Below are 14,653 nucleotides of genomic sequence, written 5' to 3'. Positions count from 1 at the left end.
TTTCACGAAGTGGCGTTCTGCGATTGCCGACCGGTGGGGCGGTGGCTACTTTCGATGCAGCAGTTCACACCAGACCGGTCGCGGACCAGGTCACGGACTTGGGCATCCTGCCCGAGCGAGGACCGGACGTCCTAGCCCAGGAGGCCGGTCGAGACACGAGTAGGTGACTTGCGTGGCACTACCTCCCCTCACCCCCGAGCAGCGTGCGGCAGCACTCGAGAAGGCCGCCGAGGCGCGTCGCGCTCGGGCAGTGATCAAGAACAAGCTCAAGTACTCGCAGGGCTCCCTCAAGGAGGTCATCGAGCAGGGCCAGAAGGACGACGTCGTCGGCAAGCTCAAGGTCGTCTCGTTGCTCGAGTCACTGCCCGGGGTCGGTAAGGTTAAGGCCAGGGCGATCATGGAAGAGATCGGGATCGCCGAGACCCGCCGCGTCCGAGGCCTCGGACCGCACCAGTCGGCGGCGCTCATCGAGAGGTTTGGCTGAGATCAGTACGTCACAAACGGCACGGCTGACCGTGCTCGCAGGACCCACCGCGGTGGGCAAGGGGACGGTCTCCGCCGATGTGCGGGACCGTTACCCCCAGGTCTGGCTCTCCGTGTCGGCGACCACCAGGTCGCCGCGCCCGGGCGAGGTGGACGGAGTGCACTACCTGTTCGTGTCGCCGGAGGAGTTCGACCGTATGGTCGCCGCCGGTGAGATGCTCGAGTGGGCAGTGGTGCACGGCCACAACCGTTACGGGACGCCACGGCGGCCGGTGGAGCAGAAGCTCGCCGCCGGGGTGCCCGTCCTCCTGGAGATCGACCTCCAGGGTGCACGCCAGGTGCGTGACGCGGTGACGGCCTCGGGTCTTGAGGCCCGATTCGTCTTCCTCGCCCCGCCGAGCTTCGACGAGCTGGTCCGCCGGCTCGTCGGGCGCGGTACCGAGGACTCCGAGGAGCGCGAGCGCCGGCTCGCCACCGCGCGGGTCGAGCTCGCCGCGGAGGAGGAGTTCGACGTCACGATCGTGAACGACGACGTCCACCGCGCCACGGACGCGCTCGTCGCTGTGATGGGTGTGGGGATGGGTGTGGGTTCCACCACACCTGTCGCCGGCTAGCAGGCCCGCGCAGGCCAGAGCAGACCACGGCAGGCCGGAGCAGGTCCGGCCTGCCGCGTCCGAGCGATCGAGCAGGTAGACTCGTCCCTCGGACTTTCCCCCCGTCACTCAGACTTCTGGAGCTTCACCATGGCCGGAACCGTCGCCGCCCCCGAGGGCATCACCGACCCGCCGATCGACGAGCTGCTCGAGCGCATCGACTCGAAGTACGGCCTCGTGCTGTACGCCTCCATGCGCGCACGTCAGATCAACGCTTACTACTCGCAGCTCAACGAGGGCCTCCTGGAGAACGTGGGTCCGCTCGTCGAGACCCGCAACCAGGAGAAGCCGCTCTCCATCGCGATGCGCGAGATCACCCAGGGCCTCCTCACGATCGAAGAGGTCGACCCGGCGGAGGTCCAGGCGCAGGCCGACGCCGCCGCTGCGGCCAAGGCCGAGCAGCCGCTGCCCGACTTCCCGGCCTGACCGGACTCGTTGTCATGAGGATCCTCCTCGGCGTGACCGGGGGGATCGCCGCGTACAAGGCGGTCCTCCTGCTGCGCCTGCTGCGCGAGCAGGGGCACGCCGTGCGGGTGATCCCCACCAGGGCCGCCCTCGAGTTCGTGGGCGCGCCGACCTTCGAGGCGCTGTCGGGCGAGCCCGTCAGCACCGAGGTGTTCGACGACGTGCCCGGCGTCCAGCACGTGGCGCTGGGCAAGGGCGCCGACCTCGTGATCGTCGCCCCGGCGACCGCCGACTTCATGGCGCGCGCGGTCGCCGGCCGCGCCGACGACCTGCTGACCACCACGCTGCTGGCGGCCCGCTGCCCCGTGGTGTTCGCGCCGGCGATGCACACCGAGATGTGGGACCACCCCGCGACCCGGTCGAACGTGGCGACGCTGCGCGAGCGCGGCGTGCACGTGATCGAGCCCGCGTCGGGCCGGCTCACCGGCACGGACACGGGTCCCGGACGCCTGCCGGAGCCGGAGGACATCGCGCGCGAGGCGTTGGCACTGGTCGACGCCCCGTTGGTCGCCCTTCGACAGGCTCAGGAACCGCTTGTCGAGACCCAGGACCTGACCGGACGCCGCGTGGTCGTCTCCGCGGGCGGCACACGCGAGCCGATCGACCCCGTCCGGTTCATCGGCAACCGGTCCAGCGGCCGGCAGGGTGTCGCGCTGGCCCAGGCGGCCGCCGCACGCGGCGCGGACGTGACGCTGGTCGCGGCGAACCTCGCCCAGGACGTGACCGACCAGGTCGAGTCCGCGCGCGGTGCGGCTGGCCGGCTCGCCTGCGCCGTCGTACGGGTCGAGTCGACCGCCGAGCTGCGCTCCGCCGTGCGGGCCGCCGGCGCGGAGGCTGACGTCGTGGTGATGGCCGCCGCCGTGGCCGACTTCCGGCCCGCCGTCACGCCGGACGCCAAGATCAAGAAGGTGCCGGGCCAGGGGCCCGCGCCGATCGAGCTCCTCGAGAACCCGGACATCCTGGCCGAGCTCGCGCACGAGCGCCTGCGCCCCGGCCAGGTGGTGGTCGGCTTCGCCGCCGAGACGGGTGACGCGTCCGGCAGCGTGCTCGACCACGGCCGCACCAAGGCGCGGCGCAAGGGCGCCGACCTGATAGCGGTGAACGCCGTCGGCTCCGGGCGCGGATTCGGTACGGACAGCAACGAGGTCACGCTGCTCGACGGCATCGGCGAGGTGGTCGGTGCGGCCTCGGGGACGAAGCGTGAGGTGGCGGACGCCGTCTGGGACGCCGTCGTCAAGCTGCTGCCCTGAGCCGCTGCTGTGCTGATCGAGCCTCGGCCGTGATCCCCGTCTCACCTTTCAGGATCGACTGTTCGCTGTGCGAGACAGTAGGCTGGGGCTCATGAGCGAGCTGCGTCTGTTCACGTCCGAGTCCGTGACCGAGGGTCATCCGGACAAGGTGTGCGATCAGATCAGTGATGCGATCCTCGACGCGCTCCTGGAGCAGGACCCGACGTCGCGCGTCGCGGTGGAGACCATGGTCACCACCGGCCTGGTGCACGTCGCTGGTGAGGTCACCACCGAGGCCTACGTCGAGATCCCGCAGATCGTGCGGGACGTCGTGCGCGGGATCGGCTACACGTCCTCCACCATCGGGTTCGACGCCGACTCGTGCGGCGTCTCCGTGTCGATCGGCCAGCAGTCGCCCGACATCGCGCAGGGCGTCGACAAGGCGCTGGAGATGCGGGACGACACGAGCGACCTCGACCCCCTGGACGCCCAGGGCGCTGGGGACCAGGGGCTCATGTTCGGCTACGCCTCCGACGAGACACCGTCCCTGATGCCCGTGGCCGGCTGGCTGGCCCACCGCCTGTCGGAGCGGCTGGCCGCGGTCCGCAAGTCCGGCGAGGTGCTGGGCCTGCGCCCGGACGGCAAGACCCAGGTCACCGTCGGGTACGACGGCGACCGGCCCGTCGCGGTGGACACGGTGGTGCTCTCCACGCAGCACGACGCCGACGTCCTGCAGGAGAAGCTGCACGTCGAGGTCGCCGAGCACGTCATCGCGCCCGTGCTGGAGTCCGCGGGGCTCGAGTGGTCGGGCGCCAAGAAGTTCGTGAACCCGACCGGCAAGTTCGTCATCGGCGGGCCGCAGGGCGACGCCGGGCTGACGGGCCGCAAGATCATCGTCGACACCTACGGCGGCATGGCGCGGCACGGTGGCGGCGCGTTCTCGGGCAAGGACCCCTCCAAGGTGGACCGGTCCGCCGCGTACGCGATGCGCTGGGTCGCCAAGAACGTGGTCGCGGCGGGGCTGGCGCGGCGCTGCGAGGCGCAGGTCGCCTACGCGATCGGCAAGGCGCACCCCGTGGGCCTCTACGTCGAGACGTTCGGCACGGAGACGGTGCCCGTGGAGCGGATCACCGCCGCCATCCGCGAGGTGTTCGACCTGCGCCCGGCCGCGATCGTGCGGGACCTCGACCTGCTGCGGCCCATCTACCGCGCCACGTCGACGTACGGGCACTTCGGGCGCGACCTGCCCGACTTCACGTGGGAGCGCACGAACCGCGTCGAGGACCTCCTGAGCCTGTTCTGAGGATGTTCTGACGGCGGTCCGCTCCGGCGGTGGCCGACCACCAGCGGGCCCGGGCTCGGATGTCGGTGGCGCGTGGTGGGATAGGCACGTGAACGGGGACACGGAGCAGGAGACGCTGCCGGATGGAGCGCTGCTCGGGCTGGACGAGGTGGGTGCTGTGCCCGCGGGTCGCCGTGGGCGTGGTGGGCAAGGCAAGGCCGGGTCCAGGAACCCGCTCGACAACGCCGAGACCAACGGCGTGCCGATCACTCGGACGCTCCCGGTGGCGCACGTCGTGCTCGACCTGCAGCCCGCGCACCTCGACCAGGCGTACGACTACCTCGTCCCGGTCACCATGGCCGACGACGCCCAGCCCGGCGTCCGCGTCAAGGCCCGCTTCGGGCGGCAGGACGTCGCTGGATACGTGGTGGCCCGCCAGGAGACCTCCGACCACGACGGCCGCCTCGTGCCGCTGCGCAAGGTGGTGTCCGGCGAGCAGGTGCTGACGCCGCAGGTGCTGGACCTGTGCCGCGCCGTCGCGAACCGTTACGCGGGCACGCTGGCCGACGTGCTGCGCCTCGCCCTGCCGCCGCGGCACGCACGCGTCGAGAAGGAACCGGTGCAGGCACCCTCGCTGGCCGAACCCGCCGATCCGCCGGTCGAGCCCGGCCCCTCGGTGGTCGAGCCTGTCGAGACCCCCGACCCCGCCACCTCGTCGGTCGAGCCTGCCCCACCGCTGGTCGAGCCTGTCGAGACCTCGGAACCCGCCACCCCGCCGTCGTCCATAGCCTGGGCCCCGTACCGCGGGGGAGAGGCGTACCTGCGCCGGATCATGGCGGGCGAGGCACCGCGTGCCGTGTGGTCGGCGCTGCCGGGCGTGGGCATCGACACGGATGCGGGTACCGATACCCGAGCCGGCAGCGCGAGCACGCCGCACTGGGCAGCCGCCGTCGCACAGGCCGTCCTGGCATGCGTCGCGGGCGGCCGCGGGGCGCTGGTGGTCGTACCCGACGCCCGGGACGCCGCGCGCGTGACCGCGGCGTTGGAGCTCGCCGGCCTCGCGGCGGACGACGTCGTGCGGCTTCTCGCGGACGACGGCCCGGCCCCCCGCTACCGCGCGTTCCTCCGTGCCCTGCGCGGCGCCGCGCGCGTGGTGGTCGGTACCCGGGCCGCGATGTTCGCCCCGGTCACGGACCTCGGGCTGGTCGTCCTGTGGGGCGACGGCGAGGAGACCCTCGCCGAGCCGCACGCCCCGTACCCGCACGCCCGCGACGTGCTGGCGCTGCGTGCGGAGCGGGAGAACACGGCGTTCCTGCTGGGCTCACCGGGGCGCACGGTGCAGGCGCAGGCGCTGCTGGCCTCGGGCTGGGCCCGTGAGCTGGCGGCGCCCAGGGACGTCGTCCGGGCCCGCGCCCCGCGCGTCCGGGCGCTGACCTCCGTGGAGCTGGCGCGGGACGGCGCCGCCGCGGCGGCCAGGCTGCCGTCCGTGGCCTGGAAGGCTGCCCGCGACGCCCTGGAACGCGGCCCCGTGCTGGTGCAGGTGCCGCGGTCGGGCTACCTGCCGGTCGTGGCGTGCTCACGCTGCCGGGTCGCTGCCCGCTGCGGCCACTGCCACGGCCCGCTGGGTCTCCCGCACGCCGACGGCGCCCCGCAGTGCTCGTGGTGCGGCCGGCTGGCGGGCGGGTGGCACTGCGAGGAGTGCGGCTGGACCGGCCTGCGGTCGGTGCGTGTCGGCTCCGCGCGCACCGCGGAAGAGCTCGGGCGGGCGTTCGCCGGTGTGCCGGTGCGGCTGTCCTCGGCCACCGCACCGGGCGGTGTGCTCGACGCCGTCCCCGGCACGCCCGCGCTCGTCGTCGCGACGCCCGGCGCGGAGCCGGTAGCCGAGTCCGGTTACGCGACGGCCCTCCTCCTCGACGCGGCAGTGATGACGGGCGGCACCGGCCTCGCCTCGGGTACGGAGGCCCTGCACCGCTGGCTGGCCGCCGCCTCCCTGGTCCGCCCCGGGCCTCAGGGGCAGGTGCTGCTCGTCGGCGACGGCGCCCCCGGCCCCACGCAGGGCCTGGTGCGCTGGGACCCCGCCGGCTTCGCGGAGCGCGAGCTCGACGAGCGGGCCGAGCTGCACCTCCCGCCGGCTGTGCGCGTCGCGGCGGTGACCGGGGACCGGACGGCTGTCGAGGCCGTCGTCGCGCGGATCGGGCTGCGCGAGGACCCAGGGGCAGGTTCGGGCGTGCTGGGCCCGGTCGAGCTCGACCCGGACGCCGCCGGGCGTGGGCCGGGAGGGCGGGGCGCCGGGGCGCCGTCGTCGGGCCGGGGCGGAGCGGCCGGTCTACAGGCGCTGGACCTGCCCGTGCGGACCGTGCTGCGCGTACCGCTCGCCCAGGGCGACGAGCTCGCCCGTAGGCTCAAGGCGAGCCTTGCCGTCCGCTCCGCACGCCGTGAGGGCGGGACGGTGCGTGTCCAGCTCGACCCGAAGGAGATGCTGTGAGCTCTGCCGACCCTGTCATCGCACCCGGGGACCAGTCCGCGGTCCCGCCCGAGACCGTCATCGACACGGTCGTGTACGACTTCGGGAACGTGCTGGTCGGCTGGAACCCGTTCGGCCCGTACCCGGGGCGCCCCCGGGCCGAGATCGAGGCCTTCTTCACGGCGGTCGACTTCCACTCCATCAACCACGCGGCCGACGCAGGGACGCCGTACTCGGTGCTGCTCCAGCGCGTGGAGCGCACCCGCCCGGACCTGGCCCCGGACCTGCGCCGATACATCGAGAACTACGAGCTGTCGCTCACCGGACCGATAGCGGGCTCGGCGGAGCTGGTCGCCGAGCTGAAGGGCCTGGGGCTGCGGCTGTACGGGCTGACGAACTGGCAGGCCGAGACGTTCCACAGTGCCGAGCCCGCCGCGCCGGCGATCGGCCTCATGGACGACGTCATAGTGTCCGGCCGTGAGGGCATGGCCAAGCCCGACCGGCGCATCTTCGAGCTGGTCGTGGAGCGGTTCGGCGTCGACCCGGCCCGCGCCGTGTTCATCGACGACAAGGACGTGAACGTGGACGCCGCACGCGGCGTCGGGTTCCACGGCGTCGTGTTCACGACCACGGAGGCCCTGCGCAAGGACCTGCGAGCGCTGGGGCTCCCGGTGGCGGAGTAGCGTCGCCAGGCCTGCGTCGATAGGCGAGGGCCCAGCGGGGCTCAGCCAGCGGTCAGATCGACGGTGCGGTCCTCCGTCGCCGCCGTCCGGAGATCCGCCAGCGTCGCCGCGTCGGCCTCGGGGTGGGCGTCGGCGGGGTTGTTCGCCGCTATCGCGTCCGCGACGGGCCAGGTGACCGCGCCGTCGTCGTGCACATCGCCCAGGAAGGCACCGCCGAAGACGTTGATCCACTCCGGCGGCGGCCACGGCTCGGGACCCACGTGGTTCAGGAACAGCACCACGTCACCCAGCCCGAGGAGCTCGTCGGCCACGCGGCCGACGTCCGCGCAGGCGTTGACACCGACGTGCACCATGACGGTGCCGCCCTCCAGCATCGACAGGTCACCCAGGGCGTCGACTACCTCGTCGACCTCGAAGGTCAGGTCGATCGTCGAGACGGTCGGATATTCCCGCTCGCCCTCTTCCCAGGAGGTGAACCGGCCGACGGCGGCCAGCTCCGAGGCGTGCGCGTCCCCGGAGGCGCCCGTGTACGTGACCGACGGCAGGGCGGAGGTCACCGTCTTCGGGTACCACGCGTAGTCGGCGGTCGGCGCGGACCAGGCGAGCACCTCGGCATAGCCGGCGTCGCCCGTACGGGCACCCGCGCCCGTCCCGCAGCCGGCGTCGCTGCCCGGACCGGCGGCGCACCCGGCGAGCAGGACGGCAGCGAGCATGCCACCGACGAGGCCACCAGCGAGCCACCGGCTGGCGGGCAGAGGGACCATCCAGGGGACGAGCACGGTTCGACGCATCAGGGTCCTCCGACCGGTGGGAGCTGCTGCTACGTCTCTGTGCCAAGAGCCACGGCACTTGCAGGCCGCGGGAGCACGGCACCAGGCACCGAACCTAGAATGACCCGGTGCGTCTTCTCTTCGCAGGAACCCCCGAACCCGCCGTCGCCTCACTGGAGGCACTGATCGGCTCGCGCCACGAGGTCGTCGCCGTCCTGACCCGCGCCGACGCGCCGTCGGGCCGCGGCCGCAAGCTCACGCCGAGCCCCGTGCGCGCCCGCGCCGAGGAGGCCGGGATCCCCGTCATCACGGACGTCCCGCGCGGTGACGAGTTCATCGAGCGGCTGCGGGCCCTGGAGGTCGACGCCGCCCCCGTCGTCGCCTACGGCCACATCTTGCGCCCGGCGGTCCTGGCAGTGCCTCGCCTCGGGTGGATCAACCTGCACTTCTCGGTGCTGCCCGCCTGGCGCGGTGCCGCACCGGTCCAGCGCGCGGTGATCGCGGGCGACGAGGTCACGGGCGCCACCACGTTCCTGCTCGACGAGGGCATGGACACCGGCCCTGTGCTCGGCACGGCCACCGAGACCATCCGGCCCACCGACACGTCGGGCGACCTCCTCGGCCGCCTCGCGGTCTCCGGCGCCGAGCTGCTCGTAGCCACCCTCGACGCCCTGGAGGACGGCGCCCTCCAGCCCCAGCCGCAGCCCGCCGACGGCGTGTCCGTGGCCCCCAAGCTCACCACCGACGACGCCCGCGTCGCCTGGACCGACCCGGCGCTCGCGATCGACCGCCTGGTGCGGGGCTGCACGCCCGCGCCCGGTGCGTGGACCGTGCTGCCGGACGGCACGCGCCTGGGCCTCGGGCCGGTCGCGCCGCGCCCAGAGGTCACCGACCTGCGCGCGGGCGAGGTGCGCGCGCTGAAGCACGAGGTGCTGGTCGGCACGGCCACGCACGCCGTCGCGCTCGGCGAGGTGCGGCCCGTCGGGAAGAAGGCGATGCCCGCGCCCGACTGGGCACGGGGCGGCGGCCGACAGCTCGTGGAGGCGGGCCTCGTGCTGGGCGGCGCGGCCGTCTGACCGGCCGAGTCGTCTGAGACGGCTGACCAGCCGCGTCAACGTAGGATCGGGTAGTGCCGAACACCTCTTCTCACCCGCCCCAGGACGATCCGCGCCGCGACGACCCGCGCCGGAACTCTCGAGGCCGGGAACGCAGCGCGGCGCGGTTCCGGGCCGGTGACCGTCCCCGCACGTCGCAGGCGCCGTCGGAGCGTCGCAAGCGCACCGACCCGGCCCGGATGGTCGCGTTCGACGTGCTGCGTGAGGTGGACGAGTCCGACGCGTACGCGAACCTCGTGCTGCCCCCGCTGCTGCGCGAGCGGCAGATCCGCGGGCGGGACGCGGGCTTCGCGACCGAGCTGACCTACGGCACGCTGCGCCTGCGCGGCCGGTACGACGCGATCCTGGCGACGTTGGTGGACCGCCCGCTGCCGGGGCTGGACCCGGCGCTCCTCGACGTCCTGCGGCTCGGTGCCCACCAGGTCCTCGGTATGCGGGTGCCCGTGCACGCCGCCGTCTCCGAGACGGTGGGCCTCGCGCGCAACCGCGTGGGCGCCGGGCCCGCGCAGATGGTGAACGCGGTGCTGCGCCGGGTCTCGGAGCGTTCGCTCGACGAGTGGCTCGCGGTGCTCACGAAGGAGGCGCCGGACGCCCTGGCCGGCCTCGCGGCGACCGAGTCGCACCCGATGTGGATCGCCCGGGCGATGCGCGAGGCGCTGGCCGGCAACGGTCGCGACGTCGACGAGATCGGTGCCCTGCTGGCCGCGGACAACGTGCCGCCGCGCGTCACGCTGGTGGCGCGGCCCGGCCTGGTCGACGTCTCGGACGAGGCTGCGTGGGGCGACGCCGAGCTCGTGCGCGGGCGCTGGGCATCGACCGCGCTGCGCCTGGAGGGCTCGGACCCCGCGGGGATCCCCGCGATCCGGGAGGGCCTCGCCGGCGTGCAGGACGAGGGCTCGCAGCTCGTGACCCTCGCCCTCGCGGACGCGCCCCTGGAGGGCCGTGACGAGCGCTGGCTGGACCTGTGCGCAGGCCCGGGCGGCAAGGCGGCCCTGCTGGCGGCGCTGGCCGCCCAGCGGGGCGCGACGCTGGTCGCCAACGAGGTGGCGCCGCACCGTGCCCGCCTCGTCGCGAACGCCCTCGCGGCCATGCCGGAGGGCGTCGTCGAGGAGGTGCGCACCGGCGACGGGCGTGAGGTGGGTGCCGACGAGCCCGGCGTCTACGACCGTGTGCTCGTGGACGCTCCCTGCACCGGGCTGGGCGCGCTGCGCCGTCGGCCCGAGAGCCGGTGGCGGCGGACGCCGTCGGACCTCGCCGAGCTCACCGGCCTGCAGCGCGAGCTGCTCGCCTCCGCGCTGGACGCCGTCCGGCCCGGGGGAGTGGTGGCGTACGTGACGTGCTCGCCGCACCTCGCCGAGACGCAGCTCGTGGTCTCCGACGTGCTGAGGAAGCGCGACGACGTCGAGCGGCTCGACACGGCCGCCGCCGTGCGGTCCGTGGTCAGCGCCGGGGGCGTCAGCGAAGAGATTCCGCTGTCGGACCGCGACGACGTCCAGCTGTGGCCGCACGTGCACGGGACCGACGCGATGCATCTGACGCTGCTGCGCAAGAGAGCCTAGCGAGGGGACCCGTCGGGGCCCGGCGTTCGATTGCCACGCAGGCGTGCCCACGCGCGCCGGACGAGTTCGGCGGCTGCCGCGATGGCAAAGAGCAACGCCAGGAGGCTGAGCAGGTCGAGGCCCGCGACGACGAGGACGGAGCCGTTGATCAGCGGCCCGTCGACAGCGGCGATCCGTGCCGGATTCTGTGGATCGAAGACCACGTCGAGTCGATCACCGACACCGACATCCGGGAAGCGGTAGAGCGTCGACTCGAAGTACGGCGGATCAACCGGCCTGACGACCACAGTGTCGGAGCCCCTGCGCGACCAGTGGGCCTCGGTCACCGTCGCGACGATCTGCACCCCGCGTTCCGCGAGGATCTGTCTGTCCTGGAAGTACCCGAACGTGAGGTAGCCGGGTAAGGCTGACAGCACGACGATCCAGCAGATGGCGGATACAAGTCCACCTGTCGTTGAACGCCCCAGCTCACGGACGAGGGTACCCAGGCGCGTCCCTGCTGCGCGCCCCTGCTGCTGTGCCACACACGGAGGCTAGCGGTGCGGTTCGACGTCGGACCACGACCTCTGCGACACGGGCCGGGTGATCTTCGCCGAAGCTGGAGACTTCCCGTCAGGCCTGCGGCGTCAGACACCCGCCGGCGGCCACACCCCGATGATCACTGCCATGACCAGGATCGTCACGAGCTCGTGGGCCAGGTTCAGGGTGGTGAGCGCCGGGGGACGGCCCTCGAAGGCGTCGTGCGTGATCATGCGCGCGGCGGTGAACCCGATCCAGAGCAGGACGGCGGTCACGACGGACGCCGTCAGGAAAGCGCCCTGGTAGAACTCCCACGAGATGTAGACGGCGCCGGCCAGCACCCACGCCGTCAGGAAGCTGACGACGACGGTGACGACGATGGGCCAGATGCCCGCCGCCTCGGCGGCCTTGGGGTCCACCTTCGCCAGCCGCATCCAGCGGGTGCCGAACACCTTCGGCGTGTACCAGAGGGAGCCCACGACAAGCGTGGACAGCGTGGCTACGATCACTGCCCAGTAGTTCACTTCGGGGATCATCGTCGCTCCCGGACTGTGGGGACTGCGCGGTTGGGTATGCGGTTCGGTGGTGCGGAGAATCGCGCTCTACGCTGGCATCATGGCAGCCCTCATCGCCCCGAGCATCCTGTCCGCCGACTTCGCGAACCTGGAGCGCGACCTCGGCCGGATCGCCGACGCCGACTACGCGCACGTCGACGTCATGGACAACCACTTCGTGCCCAACCTGACGCTGGGGCTGCCGATCTTCGAGCGGCTCGCGAAGGTGTCGCCCGTCCCGCTCGACGCGCACCTCATGATCGAGAACCCCGACCGGTGGGCGCCCGCGTTCGCGGAGGCGGGGGCGGCGTCGGTCACCTTCCACGCGGAGGCGGCGCAGGCGCCGGTGCGTCTGGCGCGGGAGCTGCGGAAGCTCGGGTCGCGGGCGGGCGTCGCACTGCGCCCGGCGACGCCGGTGGAGCCCTACCTCGACCTGCTCGCCGAGATCGACATGATCCTGGTGATGACCGTCGAGCCGGGGTTCGGCGGGCAGTCGTTCATCGAGGGCACGCTGCCGAAGATCCGCCGTGCGCGGGAGGCCGTGAGCGAGTCCGGTCTGGACGTGTGGATCCAGGTCGACGGGGGAGTGTCGCGAGAGACGATCGAGCGTGCGGCCGACGCCGGGGCGAACGTCTTCGTGGCGGGTTCGGCCGTGTACGGGGCCGAGGACATCCCGGCCGAGATCGCGACGTTGCGCGAGCTGGCGAGCAAGCACACGCACTGACCTGCGCGGAGCCACGGCTGGTCCGGCGGCCCGGGCTCGCCGGTCGCCGGCGGCGGTTCGCTTCGACACTCGGGCAAAAAAGTGTGCCAAGCGCGTACAACGCACCACTCGGCCCGGAGGTACGTCGCCAAAAGCCAGGAGTCGGGGGGCCGGCTCGTACTTTTGCCTGATCCGGCGGTGCCCCTGGTCCTCGTAGCATGAGCGCGTGTCCGCTATCCGCTCGGTCTGGGACGAACCGCGGCCCGCCGATCCGCCAGTGCGCGTGTGGCGGGACTGGGTGCTCGTCGCCGTTGTCGTGGCCGGAGCCATGATCGAGGCGGTCGCGCGGTCGGACGTCCAGGGACGGTGGCTGGAGCTCGCCACCGTCGTCGTGCTCGCGCCCACGCTGCTGTGGCGCCGGACGCACCCGCTGGCGACGGTCGTCGTCGCGTTCGTCGCGTCGACGGTGCCGGCGCTCGTGCTCGGCCGGGACCTGGCCTTCGCCTCGAACGTCTTCATGCTGGTCCTGGCGTACGCGCTGTTCCGGTGGGGGAGCGGGCGGGCGATGGTGCTCGGCACGGCGGTGGTCCTCGCGAAGATGGGGGCGAACGCGGCGCTCGGCTTCCTCACGCTCGCCGACGTGGGCATCGGCTGCCTGATCCTCGGCTCGACGTTCGCGCTCGGCCTGGCGCTCCGGTACCGGTCCGGCGCGCGCCGGCGCGAGCGTGAGCAGGTGGTGCTGCTCGAACGGGAGCGACTGGCCCGGGACCTGCACGACGTCGTCGGGCACCACATCTCGGCCGTCGCGGTGCGAGCACAGGCCGGGCTCGCCGTGTCGCAGACCGATCCCGGAGCGGCGGCCGACTCCTTGCGGGTGATCGAGGAGCAGGCCTCCCTTGCGCTGGCCGAGATGCGCATGCTGGTCCGCGTCCTGCGGTCGGACGAGCTCCGCCCGGCCGAGGGTGGCGGCGACCGAGCGGACGAGGCGGACGAGCTCGCTCCGGGGCCCACGCTGGCCGACGTCGAACGCCTCGCCGACCCCACCACGCCGCGCGTCGAGGTCGACCTGGAGGGCGACCCCGCCCGGGTCTCGGCGGCCGTGGGCGGCGCGGTGCAGCGCATCGCGCAGGAGTCGGTCACGAACGCGCGCCGGCACGCCCGGGGCGCCACGCGGATCACGGTCCGTGTCACCGTGGGTGAGACGTCCGTCCGGCTCCGGGTGTCCGACGACGGCGGTGCGCCGGTCCCTCCGAGTCACGGCGGGTACAGGCACGGCGGGTACGGGCTCGCCGGGATGCGCGAGCGTGCGGCGCTGCTGGGCGGCACGCTCGACGCCGGGCCCGACGCGGCCGGCTGGACCGTCGAGGCGGTCCTCCCGATCTCGGGCGCCGCATGACAGGCAGAGACATCAGGGTCCTCGTGGCCGACGACCAGGAGATCGTCCGTACGGGCCTCACGATGATCCTGAACGCCCAGGAGGGCATCGAGGTCGTCGGGCAGGCCGCCGACGGTCGGGCAGCGGTCGAGCTCGCGCAGCGGCTGCGCCCCGACGTCGCCCTGCTCGACATCCGGATGCCGGACGTCGACGGTATCGAGGCGACCAGGCTGCTCGCGGGCCCCAGCGTCGCGGACCCGCTCGCCGTCGTCGTGATCACCACGTTCGACCTGGACGAGTACGTGTACGCAGCTCTGCGCGCCGGGGCTCGAGGGTTCCTGCTCAAGGACGCCGGCCCGGCGCTCCTGGCCCAGGCGATCCGGGCCGCCGCGTCGGGCGACGCCCTGATCGCCCCGAGCGTCACCACGCGGCTCCTGAGAGCCTTCACCGACGCCGGTCCCCGCGACCTGCCCGCGCAGCCGCTGGACCCGCTCACGGCACGCGAGGAGGAGGTTCTGCTGGCGGTGGCCACCGGCCGGACGAACACCGAGATAGCGCGCGAGCTGTTCGTCACGCTGAGCACCGTGAAGTCCCACGTCGCGAACCTGATGACCAAGCTGGGTGCGCGCAACCGCGTGGAGGTGGCGCTCTGGGCGTACGACACGGGGCGGCTCCGTCCCGTGCGCCCCGCGCACGAGCCCTGACGCGGGCTGCACCCGTCCTTTCGGCGACTCGTACTTTTGGCCAGGCCGAGACCGGTCTGCGGGCCCATGACCTGCGGGGGCCGGCGGGGCAGGCT

The 14,653-nt window shown here is 73.1% G+C and carries 15 protein-coding genes; 12 read left to right on the top strand and 3 right to left on the bottom strand.

The annotated features are described in order from the left end of the window. The first annotated feature begins 172 nt into the window (after window positions 1-172). The 7 genes from mihF (at window position 173) to ACNYC2_RS12760 (ending at window position 7,259) form a co-directional block, all read left to right on the top strand. A complete protein-coding gene (mihF, locus tag ACNYC2_RS12790; protein ID WP_116675126.1) occupies window positions 173-484 on the top strand; it encodes an integration host factor, actinobacterial type in 312 nt (103 codons plus the stop codon). A 31-nt stretch (window positions 485-515) separates the two neighbouring features. Then, the gene (gene gmk / locus ACNYC2_RS12785) at window positions 516-1,097 is read left to right on the top strand and encodes a guanylate kinase (RefSeq protein WP_377131267.1); all 582 of its coding nucleotides are present in this window, start codon (window positions 516-518) and stop codon (window positions 1,095-1,097) included. A 129-nt stretch (window positions 1,098-1,226) separates the two neighbouring features. Next, window positions 1,227-1,562: a DNA-directed RNA polymerase subunit omega gene (gene rpoZ, locus ACNYC2_RS12780; RefSeq protein WP_357508611.1), complete on the top strand. Its 336-nt coding sequence runs from the start codon at window positions 1,227-1,229 to the stop codon at window positions 1,560-1,562. A gap of 14 nt (window positions 1,563-1,576) precedes the next feature. Then, window positions 1,577-2,851 (top strand): bifunctional phosphopantothenoylcysteine decarboxylase/phosphopantothenate--cysteine ligase CoaBC, encoded by a 1,275-nt coding sequence (gene coaBC / locus ACNYC2_RS12775; protein WP_419707381.1) that lies wholly within the window; start codon window positions 1,577-1,579, stop codon window positions 2,849-2,851. Between the two features lie 91 nt (window positions 2,852-2,942). Beyond that, window positions 2,943-4,133, top strand: a complete 1,191-nt coding sequence (metK, locus tag ACNYC2_RS12770; protein WP_377131262.1) for a methionine adenosyltransferase — start codon at window positions 2,943-2,945, stop codon at window positions 4,131-4,133. 88 nt (window positions 4,134-4,221) lie between these two features. Next, window positions 4,222-6,597 (top strand): primosomal protein N', encoded by a 2,376-nt coding sequence (locus tag ACNYC2_RS12765; protein WP_419707380.1) that lies wholly within the window; start codon window positions 4,222-4,224, stop codon window positions 6,595-6,597. Beyond that, on the top strand, window positions 6,594-7,259 hold the full coding sequence (locus ACNYC2_RS12760) for an HAD family hydrolase (protein WP_419707379.1): 666 nt from the start codon (window positions 6,594-6,596) through the stop codon (window positions 7,257-7,259). The genes ACNYC2_RS12765 and ACNYC2_RS12760 overlap by 4 nt, the downstream gene beginning before the upstream one ends. 41 nt (window positions 7,260-7,300) lie before the next feature. On the opposite strand, the gene ACNYC2_RS12755 is transcribed toward ACNYC2_RS12760, so the two are convergent. Then, the gene (locus ACNYC2_RS12755) at window positions 7,301-8,050 is read right to left on the bottom strand and encodes a hypothetical protein (protein ID WP_419707378.1); all 750 of its coding nucleotides are present in this window, start codon (window positions 8,048-8,050) and stop codon (window positions 7,301-7,303) included. Between the two features lie 107 nt (window positions 8,051-8,157). Between ACNYC2_RS12755 and fmt the strand changes: the two genes are divergently transcribed. Further along, entirely contained in the window at window positions 8,158-9,105 is a 948-nt protein-coding gene (fmt, locus tag ACNYC2_RS12750; RefSeq protein ID WP_419707377.1) for a methionyl-tRNA formyltransferase, read from the top strand. Window positions 9,106-9,158: 53 nt separating this feature from the next. Beyond that, entirely contained in the window at window positions 9,159-10,703 is a 1,545-nt protein-coding gene (locus tag ACNYC2_RS12745) for an RsmB/NOP family class I SAM-dependent RNA methyltransferase (protein WP_419707376.1), read from the top strand. Here the strand turns inward: ACNYC2_RS12745 and ACNYC2_RS12740 are convergent. After that, on the bottom strand, window positions 10,700-11,047 hold the full coding sequence (locus tag ACNYC2_RS12740; RefSeq protein ID WP_419707375.1) for a hypothetical protein: 348 nt from the start codon (window positions 11,045-11,047) through the stop codon (window positions 10,700-10,702). The genes ACNYC2_RS12745 and ACNYC2_RS12740 overlap by 4 nt on opposite strands. A 282-nt stretch (window positions 11,048-11,329) precedes the next feature. Then, window positions 11,330-11,758, bottom strand: a complete 429-nt coding sequence (locus ACNYC2_RS12735) for a DUF1761 domain-containing protein (RefSeq protein WP_419707374.1) — start codon at window positions 11,756-11,758, stop codon at window positions 11,330-11,332. 79 nt (window positions 11,759-11,837) lie between these two features. On the opposite strand from ACNYC2_RS12735, the gene rpe reads away from it, so the two are divergent. The 3 genes from rpe to ACNYC2_RS12720 all read left to right on the top strand — a co-directional run bounded on the left by rpe (window position 11,838) and on the right by ACNYC2_RS12720 (window position 14,558). Next, on the top strand, window positions 11,838-12,500 hold the full coding sequence (gene rpe / locus ACNYC2_RS12730) for a ribulose-phosphate 3-epimerase (RefSeq protein WP_419707373.1): 663 nt from the start codon (window positions 11,838-11,840) through the stop codon (window positions 12,498-12,500). Between the two features lie 205 nt (window positions 12,501-12,705). Further along, window positions 12,706-13,875 (top strand): sensor histidine kinase, encoded by a 1,170-nt coding sequence (locus ACNYC2_RS12725; protein ID WP_419707372.1) that lies wholly within the window; start codon window positions 12,706-12,708, stop codon window positions 13,873-13,875. Further along, window positions 13,872-14,558 carry a response regulator gene (locus ACNYC2_RS12720; RefSeq protein ID WP_419707371.1) on the top strand — a complete coding sequence of 229 codons (687 nt, stop codon included), beginning with the start codon at window positions 13,872-13,874 and terminating at the stop codon, window positions 14,556-14,558. Before ACNYC2_RS12725 ends, ACNYC2_RS12720 begins: the two co-directional genes overlap by 4 nt. The last annotated feature ends 95 nt before the right edge of the window (window positions 14,559-14,653 follow it).

Source organism: Promicromonospora sp. NFX87, assembly GCF_048564965.1.
Lineage (GTDB): Bacteria > Actinomycetota > Actinomycetes > Actinomycetales > Cellulomonadaceae > Promicromonospora.
Note: the sequence above shows the minus strand (reverse complement) of the source record. Positions and strands in the feature narration are given on the sequence as shown.